This is a genomic window from Cryobacterium sp. RTC2.1 (assembly GCF_035018685.1).
GTDB lineage: Bacteria > Actinomycetota > Actinomycetes > Actinomycetales > Microbacteriaceae > Cryobacterium > Cryobacterium glucosi.
On sequence record NZ_JASJXJ010000143.1, the window covers coordinates 1 to 10150 of the forward strand.

General features: G+C 65.9%; 9 protein-coding genes. 1 reads left to right on the plus strand and 8 read right to left on the minus strand.

The window, feature by feature from the left end; genetic code table 11:
* The 8 genes from QN357_RS15180 to QN357_RS15215 form a co-directional block, all read right to left on the minus strand.
* Window positions 1-358: DUF3846 domain-containing protein (locus tag QN357_RS15180; RefSeq protein WP_323505128.1), on the minus strand; the 358-nt coding region annotated here is incomplete at its 3' end.
* Between the two features lie 278 nt (window positions 359-636).
* Entirely contained in the window at window positions 637-1722 is a 1086-nt protein-coding gene (locus tag QN357_RS15185; protein ID WP_323505129.1) for a hypothetical protein, read from the minus strand.
* A 7-nt stretch (window positions 1723-1729) separates the two neighbouring features.
* On the minus strand, window positions 1730-3184 hold the full coding sequence (locus QN357_RS15190) for an ATP/GTP-binding protein (RefSeq protein ID WP_323505130.1): 1455 nt from the start codon (window positions 3182-3184) through the stop codon (window positions 1730-1732).
* Window positions 3181-4842, minus strand: coding sequence for an SCO6880 family protein (locus tag QN357_RS15195; RefSeq protein WP_323505131.1), 1662 nt, complete (start codon window positions 4840-4842; stop codon window positions 3181-3183). The genes QN357_RS15190 and QN357_RS15195 overlap by 4 nt, the downstream gene beginning before the upstream one ends.
* On the minus strand, window positions 4839-6293 hold the full coding sequence (locus tag QN357_RS15200; RefSeq protein ID WP_323505132.1) for a hypothetical protein: 1455 nt from the start codon (window positions 6291-6293) through the stop codon (window positions 4839-4841). The genes QN357_RS15195 and QN357_RS15200 overlap by 4 nt, the downstream gene beginning before the upstream one ends.
* Window positions 6294-6313: 20 nt before the next feature.
* On the minus strand, window positions 6314-6781 hold the full coding sequence (locus tag QN357_RS15205) for a hypothetical protein (protein WP_323505133.1): 468 nt from the start codon (window positions 6779-6781) through the stop codon (window positions 6314-6316).
* Between the two features lie 222 nt (window positions 6782-7003).
* Window positions 7004-7321, minus strand: coding sequence for a hypothetical protein (locus QN357_RS15210; protein WP_323505134.1), 318 nt, complete (start codon window positions 7319-7321; stop codon window positions 7004-7006).
* Between the two features lie 29 nt (window positions 7322-7350).
* The gene (locus QN357_RS15215; protein WP_323505135.1) at window positions 7351-8298 is read right to left on the minus strand and encodes a hypothetical protein; all 948 of its coding nucleotides are present in this window, start codon (window positions 8296-8298) and stop codon (window positions 7351-7353) included.
* 869 nt (window positions 8299-9167) lie between these two features.
* Here QN357_RS15215 and QN357_RS15220 point away from each other — a divergent pair.
* Complete coding sequence (locus QN357_RS15220; RefSeq protein ID WP_323505136.1) at window positions 9168-10091, plus strand: DNA-processing protein DprA; 924 nt, start codon at window positions 9168-9170, stop codon at window positions 10089-10091.
* Window positions 10092-10150 lie beyond the last annotated feature (59 nt).

Below are 10150 nucleotides of genomic sequence, written 5' to 3' on the forward strand. Positions count from 1 at the left end.
GGTCTGGCTTGCTCCTGAAGACCCGGTCAATGCGGACGAGCTGGGTGTCGGTGAGGCTGATGGTGTCGCCGGTGTTGGGGTTGCAGCCGAGGGCGAGGCCTGTTCCGAAGAGGACGGCGGGGGTGCCGAGGGCGTGGGCGACGATGGTGAGGTAGAGGTTCAGTGGGGATCCGTTGATGGCGCCTTCGTCGTCGACGAAGAGGTCGATGTCGTCGTCGAGGCGGACGACGTCGAAGTAGTCGCAGGGGATGCTGCGCTGCAGGGCTTCGACGTTGCTGGGTTCGGGCTGGATGTGGACGTGCTGGATCTGCTCGGTGGTGATCCGCAGGGCCCGGAGCGGGGTCTTGGTGGTGGTCATTGTTCTCTCCTTCTCGATCGACTGGTTTTTTTGCCTTCCGGCGAGAGAATCGATAGCGAGCGGGAGTGGCGGAGTGCCCAGAATTTCGGGCGAAATAAGGGAGCTTGCGACCGCGTCTGAAAATCTGGGCACGGAGCCGCGGAGCGAGCTACGGTCGACAGCCGGAAGGGTCAAAAAAGCCCCACAAGTACAGCGCCGCGTAGCGGCTCCACCTGGTACTGGCATGAGGCTCTTCGTCCTGGGCATGAGCGCTTCCTTCCTTGAGCGGTGCGAGCGGGTCATGGGCTGGTCTGGGCGTTTCCGGTCGGATTGAGCGGGTCTTTTGTGTAGGCGACGTCGATGTGGAGGTGGTCGCAGCTGTCGTCGAGCTGGGTGGCGTGGAGCAGAGTGAGAGTTGTTCCGGCTTGGACTCGGCATTGGGCTTGGCCGATGCGCGAACCTATCGGTAGTACGGGGTCGAGTAGGCCGATGAGTCGGAGGGAGGGGCCGTCGGCGCCGGTGATTCCGGTCCCGCCGAGGGAGTAGATGTCGATGGCTTGCCCGCCGCCGTTGATCCAGTGCGAGGACGCGGTGCCGGCGCCTTCGATCTGGCCGGTGCATTTGCGGTTGAGGTCGCTGACGCCGATGCGATGGAACGTCTGCAGTGCCAGGACGAGGATGTGCAGGATGCGGGTGTCGATTCCGCAGTCGGGCACGGTCTTGCCTTGGGCAATCCACCGGATTTCTTTGATGTGGTCGGGGACGAAGCCGCGCAAGTTCCCGGTGTCGGCAGCCGCGACAAGCTCCGCCGCCAGACTGACGGAGTCACCGTTTGTGCCGCAGGTTCCGGCGTTCGCTGTGCCGGTGAGTGCGGTGACGATCTGGGCGGCGGGTGCGTAGAACGGTGTGTAGTAGTTCGGGTCCGCGTTGTTCTGCACAGTGTGCGCTGCCAGGGTCGGGGGCAAGGATTGCCAACCGGGGATTTCAACGAGGTGGCTGAAGAAGAGTTGCGCGGACGTGGTCGGGTCCATGCGTTGCGCGAGGGAGCCCCATCCGGCGCGTTGTTGGAAGAGCCCGCGGCTGTCGGGTCCAGCTGCGTCGCCGTGATCGAGGATGCGCAGGCCGGACTCCCCCAGAGCCGTCATCACGCCGATCGTTTGGGCAGAGATGTTCAGACCGAGTTGGATGCCGGCGTTGACGATCGCTGCCGCGTTCCCTAGTTGGTCGCTCGAGTACCCGGCGACGGTCGCGCTGCCGTGCCCTGGGGCGGCGCTGACAGTACTTCCGGAGCAGCTGCTGCCAGTGCCGGAGGAGAGCGCGAGGGAACTTCCGGTCACGAAGACCAGCGCGGCTGTGCCGGCGACGATCGCTTTGAGGAGTGCCACAGGGACTTCAGTCGGCGGTACCGGCTGCGAGGCCTTCGTCGGTATTGGTGAGTTCGCGTTCCCAGGTTGAGCGGATGTGTTGGACGTGGGTTTCTGGGTGGGAGCCGTATTTGAAGATGTAGTGGCCGTCAGCGAGGTTCTCGATCGTGCGTGCGGTCTCCGGGGCCAGTCCGAAGGTTTGTTGGCACCAGAGGGCGTCGTCGGGTCGGGATTGCCGGTAGACGACGACGGTTTGGGCTTCCTGGATGATGGCCATGCCCGGTGAGTCTGTGGGGATGTCGGTTCCTTTGTGCATCACGAACACGTTGGAGATCCCGAGGCCGCGGGAGAGTTTCTGGTTAGATTTGATCAGTTGGGCGCCGGGGCCGCCGATCATGTGCCAGCCCTCTTCATAGACGACGGTGGTGGCGGAATCGCGTTCGTGGCGGAGCCGGCCCAGCATCCACATGTTCCCGATCGCCATCACCACGGGCACCGCCGGCCCATCGTCGGGCAGCTGAGACAGGTCGAAGGAGGTGAGCTTCCCGCTCAGGTCCACGGACTTCGAGGTCTCGCCGTCGAGGAGGCCGGTGTACTCGTCGAGGAGCCCGTTCAGGGTCCATTTGACGGAGAGCCCGGCCTTGTGGAGGTCATCTCGTGCGGTTGGCGAGAGGGCCTGGTATTCGGGGTCGTCGGTGATGTTGCCGAGGTTGGGCAGCACGTCGGCGAGGACGGGCGCGCGCCCTTGCGTGCGTTCGACGGTCGCTCGCAAGGCGGCACGGAGGGCTTCTTCTTCCCACCCGTCCAGGGGCTGGTCGCCGCGGGCGAGCCGGGTAACGATGTTCAACAGCCGCGCCTGGCCTTGGATGCCCGTGCCCCTCGCGATCATGGGGTCCAGCAGGTTCAGAGTGGTTCCGGTGCCGTCGACGGTGAATCGGATGGGTTCGAAGCCGTAGTGGCGGACGACGTTGGAGTATTCGCCTTCGCCGTTCTGGTCCTTCTTGTCGAACACGACCGCTCGCCGTCCTTTGAGGAGCAGGGGGCGGACGACGTAGTTGCATTTGGTGTGGGAGCTTTTCCCGGCGCCGACGTCGCCCATTACGATCACGTTCGGGCTCGACACCTCGCGGGGTTCCGAGTTGTAGGCGGTGACCGGGTCGTGGGAGATCGGGGTGCGGGAAAGCATGTCACGCCCGTTGACCACACCACGGGTCCCCGTCGGCGGTCCGATCAGCGCCGTGTTCAGAATTTCGGCCTGCCTGGTCGTCGTCGGCGCACCATCCAAGGCCGGCCCATACTGGCCGCGACGTGCTGCTCCAGCGTTCGTCCGAAGCGGTGTGCCAGGCAGCGACCACGGCACGATCTCTGCGCCGCCGCCCTGATCGTTGCCGTCGGCCGTGACGTCGGTGGGTGGCGCGAACTTCCGCAGCCCCGGCAGCCCCCAGAGCCGTGATTTCGACGTCGAGGTAGCGTCATTGTTCACGAGAGTGCTTCCTTGTCGGATCGGCCGGCCAGTCGGGTGTAGACGCGACTGGAGAAGGAGGGTGCCGCTGCTCGGAGGCCGCGTCCGATCGGCCAGGTGGTGCCGGAAGCTGCGGATTGGTAGGAGTCCAGCCAGTCCAGGCGTTCGATACCGAGCCCGGTGGAGCAGGTTTCCTCGAGCTGTCGCGAGGCCCGGGCGAGTTCGTCACGGGTGCGGGCGGAGATGGTGACGTAGCCGATCCAGGTCGCCCCATGGTGGTGAGATCCAGCGACGAGGTCCTGCCCGCGTCGCCGCGCCGCCGTCATCTGTACGTCCGTGTCATCCGTGTCGACCTGACCGCCTTCTCTCCGGGAGAGGGCTTCGGCAGTGTCACGGGTCAGATCTTGGCGGGCTGCGGCTTTCGCTTCGACAGCGGGAACGAGGTGCAGGTGGAAAGACACGGTTCTGATGAACTGCAGATCCCGGCCGACGAGGAGGTCGAGCACCCAGAGTTGGGTGCGCGGAGCAGTCGACAGGGCCTCGGCGCGGATCGCCGCGGTGCGATGCCACCACTCCACCGGGGCGCCCGTGCTCGGATCGGTGCCGTCGACGATGTGCGCGGAGTATTCGTCGTGAGAGGCTTCGCCGAGGCGGTCTGGGCGCACGTCGGCGACGAAGTCCAAGGGGCGGGACGGGTTCTGTTGGTGGCGGATCAGGGCGGTGGTCTGCCGGGCCGTGAGGACGTCGATGCGGCCCATCTTCGCTTCTCCGAGCCCGCGGGCGGTGGACGCGATCTCTTGGCGCATCAGGCCGCGCCACCCCTCCCGGCCGGCCCCGTACTTTGCGGCCGCGTCGTGGAAGGCGCCGGTCAGCGGCCACGTGACAGTGACGAAGTGGCGTTGCACCATCGCGTCCGTCCCCGTCAGGCGGAGCACTTCTTCGTAGGAGTTGATGGCATCGCGGGGTGCCGCGGGGTCGAGGCTGTTCAAGACCCAGAACTCCTGCAATGCACTATCGGACGGCAGCACGCGGGTCGTGACTTGCACGTCGCTGACCAGGACGGAGGGCACTGCACGGGCGGCGAGGAAAACACCCCAACTGTGGGCGGCGCGCGCCATCACCGACGCGGATTCGATCCCGCGGAGTTGTCCGGTGACGGCGAACGTCACTGATAGGTACGGCTGCTCCCCTATGGGCGCATGCCAGGCGATGCCCGGTTCGCCGCGCCCGTGCTGCAGCCAGCCGAGCCCGTCGGACCCGTCGGGGTTAGCCCGCATCGCCGTCACTGCCCGTTCTGCCGCCCGTACGGCATTGCGGCCGGCCTTGCCGCGCTCGGTCAGGGCGTCGTCGAGGGTTTGCTGCAGTTGGTCCCAGGTTCCGACGTCGTACGGTACGAAGGTGTCTGTGCCGGTCCGGCGTCGGTGGTTCCACCGGGACCGTTTGCGGCGGCGGTCGACGATTGAGCCTCGATGTGTGCGCGCCGTCACCAAGAATGTGGCGCCGCAGCTGCCGGCCGTGACGGCCAGGGCAGGCCAGCCGATCAGCGGAGTCAGGACCATGCCGGCCAGCACGGACACCGTGAGGAACACGACGCGGGTGCGGGAATGTGTGCCGCCGAAGAAGGAGCGGTGCCCGCTCTCGCCGCCCAAATAGCGGATCACGGTTCTCGGGTCGCTCATGAGCCGCCCACGTTCGGAGTGTCGTCCATCGACGCGGCCGCTTTCTCGCCGGCCTGCTGGACGAGCTGGGCGCCCTTGTGGACGGCGGCGATGCCGAGCGCGGCGATCAACGTCGGTGCTCCGACGACAACTCCAGCACCGGTAGCCGATTCGGCTGTGCCAGCGGCCGCGAGGGCTCCTTCCGCACCAACGGCGGCGGTACTGCTCGCGGCTCTCTCCGTCCCAGCAGCCCCGAGGGGCGTTGTCACCCCGGTTCCGGCCGCCGTGTGATCGGTCGCACCCGACTCCCTTGCGGATCCGGATGTGATAACTGTCCGGCCGCGACCGGTGCCGTGGATCCCTGCGGTTTCTGTACTCGCGCCGGTAGTCGCGCCAGCACCGCCGGCGGCCTCGGCCAGGCTCGCGGTAGTCGTACCGGCGGGAGCGGGAGCTTTGGCGCTGTCGGGCGGAGCTGACGGCGATGTGGGCTTGGCCGGGGTGTCTTCGGTGTTTGCTTGGTAGAAGCGGCTGGTGGCTTCGGTGATGTTCGGCGCTCCGATTGGGCCGATGGTGCCGGCCGATGGGCCGTTGGTGCCTCCGAAGGCCATCGGGATGACCGGGGCGAACTTCATCAGCAGCACGGGTGAGAACGCGGCCATCATCAGCGCGATGATCGCGACGAGCAGGGTGACCATGGATTGCAGGCTGAAGTTGTTGCCGAACGCGTTCAGTTGGTTCGCCATCATTGAAAACGCCAATCCCAGCAGCAGGAACAGCAAGGGGTGTGCGGCCAGGATGCCGATCCACAGCGTCGCGATCTTCAGGCCGAAGCCACGCTTGTTTTTGTCGATGATCCAGACCAGGCCCAGGGGGAACAAGACTCCGGTGAAGTACAGCGTCACCAGTTGGACCAGAAGCATCAGCAAGACCAGGAAGAGGCCGAGGATGATGCAGGCCATCAGCGGCACGGCCATAACCACACCGCCGGAGATACCGACTGGGTCCGTCTGGTTCAGCATGGTCTCGAATTGGACGGTGATGGAGTCCAGCGTTCCGGTCAGGCCGGCGGCGACGAACACGTCGGTGAGGGAATGGAAGAACTGGATCAAGATGATGCCCAGCGCGGGCCCGAACATCGCTCCGACCAGGAACAGCCCGAAATAGAGTCCGATCGATTCCACGAGGTCACGGCCGGCCTGTGCGCCTCGTGCGGTACGAACCGCCTGCGGGATGAGGAGCAAGACTGCGACGAAGATCGCCGTCGCGAAGGAGATCTTGTAGGCGTTGATGAACCAGTCGGCTGTGAGGTCCGGCAGTGTCGCGCTCGTCAGCGCCGGCATGATGTCGCGGGTCATACTCACAGCCGCGCCCTGCAGAGCTTTGAACGTATTGCCCCACGGATCAGACCAGTAGTTCACCGTTGCGGCCACATTGTTTACGAGATTGCCGACCCCGTGGGCCGTGCAGGCCATGAAATCCTGGCAGCCATCCATCAACAGCCGCCTGAGAACGGCGTTCCGATTGCGAATACTTCCTGAGTAGTCCGTTTGAACTCACCGGACTCTATTCGCCAGCCGTTGTCGGACCAAACAAGAGTGAAGGTAGACACGGACCGCAGGTTCGGGCTCAGTGCACCGTCCACCACGAACGCACTTCCGATCGAGGCGGTTACCTTGTCAGCCGATGCGGACTCGACGTACCAGACACCAGAGATTGTCGACAGGTAGAACGGCACCCCATCTGCGACCACCCCACCGGAAGAGTTGGGATTGGCTTTCGTCGACCCTTCGAGGTCCTTGAACGATGGCGATGCAGTGGTGGCCATTATCTGGTCGCTGAGTTGGCTAGCCTCAACAGCCTGAGGGGCCGGACTTCTATACGCCCAGCGCACCATTGCTGCGGCCACTTCCACTCCGCCGACTGTCGTGTGTTGCGCTGTCTTCTGCGCGGCGAGAACCATCGCCGCGTCTCGTGCAGGGCCGCCCAAACATCCTGTTGGCACGGTATCCGCGCCCGCCGTCGGTGAGTTCCCTCCGACACTCGTGGGCTGTCCATCGATTTGGACGGGCGTTGGGCCTCTCGCGGAGAAGTAGCCGATGGCCCCTGCGGCGACCAGGAGCACGAGGAAGGCTCCGAGGATCCATCGTCTGGGGCGGCGGCGGCGGGTGCGGGTGCGCATGGGTCAGCCGAAGACCGTGAGGATGGCGCCGACGATGACGGCGAGGGAGGCGAGGACGCCCATGGAGATGCCGGCCCAGAGGGATTGGTTGCGGGCGGTTTTGTATTCGTTGGGGTTGCCGCCGCTGGAGGCGCTGGCCATGCGGGTGACGCCGATGATGAGGAAGGCGACGGCGAGGATGATGCCGATGCCCCAGATTCCGGCGAGGAGTTTTTGCCAGAGCTGGGTGAATTCGGCGCCGAAGATCGTGAAGTTGGGCAGGATCCCGTTGAGTGGGTTATCGATGGTGTGCACGATCTGGGACAGGAGTTCGGGGGCCACGTGTTCGCCTTTCGCCGGGTGCCTCGGGGTTATCGGACGCTGTCCTGGAGGGACCGGACGACGGCGGCCGATGCGGCCGCGAATGCCCGGTACGTTCTCGGGTCCAGGTGCGCGAGCGTGATCTGGCCGCGTTCAGCGATGTGCGCGTCGTACGGGATCTCGAACACGTGGCTGACCTCGGCTGCGTCGATGATGCGGTTGACACGGTCGACGACTTTCGGGTTCTCGGGTCGCCCGTCGGTCAGGCGCAGGATGATGGCCCGGTTTGCCAGGTTCTCGGCTCTCCCGCCGGCGGCGCGGAGGACGTCCAGCAGCGCAACGGCTTCGATGACGGCGTCGCCCGCGTTGAAGACGGGGATGATCAACGCGTCGGCCGTGTCGATGGCGCCTTGGAATGCGGAGGACGAGGGTTGGTTGCCGCTGTCCATGACACGGATGCGGTAGTACTGGTCGACGACTGCGGCGACGGCGGTGACGTCGTCCGCGGTGAGGCGTGGGCGTGGTCCGACGGTGCCGATCACAGAGGCGAAGGAGGTTTGCGGGGCGGTGTAGCCGGCCAGTTGTCCGGCGCTGCCGATCGTCGTGATGTCGCGGACGAGTTCGCCGATACCGCGGCTGGGGTTTCCTTCGGCGCGGAACATCAGAGCGCCGGGGTCGTCGGAGACTTCCATGATGCAGACGGAGCCGCCGCGGACGGCGGCGAGGACACCGCCGGTGATGATCGCGGTCGGGGTCTTTCCGACGCCGCCTTTCTGGTTGGCGACGAGGACGCTCACGGCGCGGGTCCAGGTGGCTTGCCGGATTGTTTCTTCGTCGCGGCGGAGTTGTTCGGCCAGCTGCAGGTCGCGTTGCTCCGCACGCCCGGGCTCTGGGTGGAAGCCAAGCCGGGCGAGTATCCCGCGGAGCCCTCGGGTTGCCCGCTTCGGCGGAGGTGTTGTGGCGACAACGCCGAGGTCCTCGAGTGGTTCACGAAGCATCCCGCTGGCCCCCGGGCCGACCGGTCGGGTCTCCACCGCGGCACTTGCGAACGGCTCGGGACCCAGCCCAGCAGCCTGATCCCGCCACTCGACCTCAGTCACAGGTGCGGGTGGTGTCGGCTCCGGCGGGAGGGTTTCCACATACTGATGCGCCCGGCTGGCGCCAGCGAAGACGGTCGGCGTCGGAGCAGCGGCCTCGGTCGGCGTGAGTTCGTCAGCATTATCCACGCGCGGGCCCGCCTTCACTGACGGTCGCCGTCGGGTTCGTAGCTGTGTACGCTGTCCGGCCGAGGCGGCGAGGCGTGCGTTCCATTGGGCCGACTCTGACCGGGTCCGTGGCCCAGGCATGCGTGGGTGGTGTTTGGTGGGTGGTGCGGTGCAGTTGCGACATGATCCCTCATCCATGGCGTCGTCTAACCTCAGGGTGAGAGTAAACCTCACCTCCGACATTGGGTAGGACTCTCTCTCCGATCGGCCAAATATTTTCCGACCGGCGCGCATGGTTGCTCGGAGTTGTACACAAATTCGCTACGGGATGCCCTCCGAGCTTCATCCCAAGTACGGTCCGTCCGGACTTGGGATGCAGGATTTCACGGGCGAGGGACCAAAGATCAGGGGCCTGTTGGGAAGCGGCCGCGGCCGCTCTGATTGTTTGAGCGGAGCCGCTGCGCGGCCGGGTTTTTCTTGTTTTGTTTACCTTTCGGCTGCCGATCGTAGCTCGCTTCGATCCTGCGTTCCCAGATTTTCGGGCGCGGTCGCAGGCTCCCTTATTTCGCCCGAAATTCTGGGCACTCCGGCTCTCTCGCTCGCTATCGATTCTCTCGCCGGAAGGCAAACAAAATTGTCGGTTGAGTAGAGGGAGCGAGATCATGACGTACACCAGCGTTGTCGAGACACTCAGCACCACAGCCAGTACTTCCCTGTCCCGGGACACGGTTGCCAGGATCGTCTGGGCTGCCCTGGCCGATCCCGGTGACCCCCGCGTGGGCGCCCTCGTTGCTGCTCTCGGGGCCGAGGCCGCGCTCGCGCTACTCCTGGACGGGCCCGACAGTACGCTGGTTGGCTTCGGCATCGCCGGGCTGCGCGCGCAGCTCCGGGCGCGCTTTGAACATGAGGGCGCCGCCGAGACCATCCGAACCACTGCCGAGTCCGGGTACCACGTGCTTACCCCGTCTCACCGGGACTGGCCGGCCCAGCTCGAGGACCTCCGCCTCGCGGCGCCGCTGATCCTGTGGGTGCGCGGGGACCCTGCGGTGCTCTCGATGCGAAGCGTTCTGGTGACCGGGGATCAGGATTCGACCGGGTACGGGCGTCACATGGCGATCGATCTGGCGTCCGGGCTCGGGGCCCGCGGGTATGCGATCGTGTCCGGTGCCGCCCGCGGCATCGACCACGCCGCCCTGGCCTCCGCAGTTGCGTCCGGCGGGCACCCGATCGGGGTTCTTGCGGGCCGGGTGAACACGCGTTTCCCGGCAGACCGCGGCGTTCTCCTGGACGACGTTGCCGAGAACGGCGCTGTCGTTAGTGCGGTGCCGCCGGGGGCGACGCCGATTTGGTGGCAGTTCGCTCGGCGCGGGCAACTGATGGCCGCTCTGGCGTCGAAGACCGTCGTCGTCGAAGCGAGCGTTTCGTCTGATGCACTCGGTGCGGCGGAGCGCGCGGTCGAGTTGGGCCGTCCGCTCGGTGCCGTTCCCGGGTCGGCGTCGTACGCGGCCGGGGCGGGCTACCAGCTCTTGACGGGCGAGTTCGGTGCACGCTCGGTCACGAGCCCGCACGACGCCGACTGGCTCTGACGATGGGGCTCACCGGGTGAGTTCCTGATCCGGGTCCTCATCCCAGATCTCCCCCGTGT

Bases quoted from the DNA above. Each gene is read 5' to 3' on its own strand.
- QN357_RS15195 (WP_323505131.1), bottom strand. From the start codon at position 4,842: ATGAGCGACCCGAGAACCGTGATCCGCTATTTGGGCGGCGAGAGCGGG.
- QN357_RS15200 (WP_323505132.1), bottom strand. From the start codon at position 6,293: ATGGCCTGCACGGCCCACGGGGTCGGCAATCTCGTAAACAATGTGGCC.
- QN357_RS15205 (WP_323505133.1), bottom strand. From the start codon at position 6,781: ATGGTTCTCGCCGCGCAGAAGACAGCGCAACACACGACAGTCGGCGGA.
- QN357_RS15215 (WP_323505135.1), bottom strand. From the start codon at position 8,298: ATGCTTCGTGAACCACTCGAGGACCTCGGCGTTGTCGCCACAACACCT.
- QN357_RS15220 (WP_323505136.1), top strand. From the start codon at position 9,168: ATGACGTACACCAGCGTTGTCGAGACACTCAGCACCACAGCCAGTACT.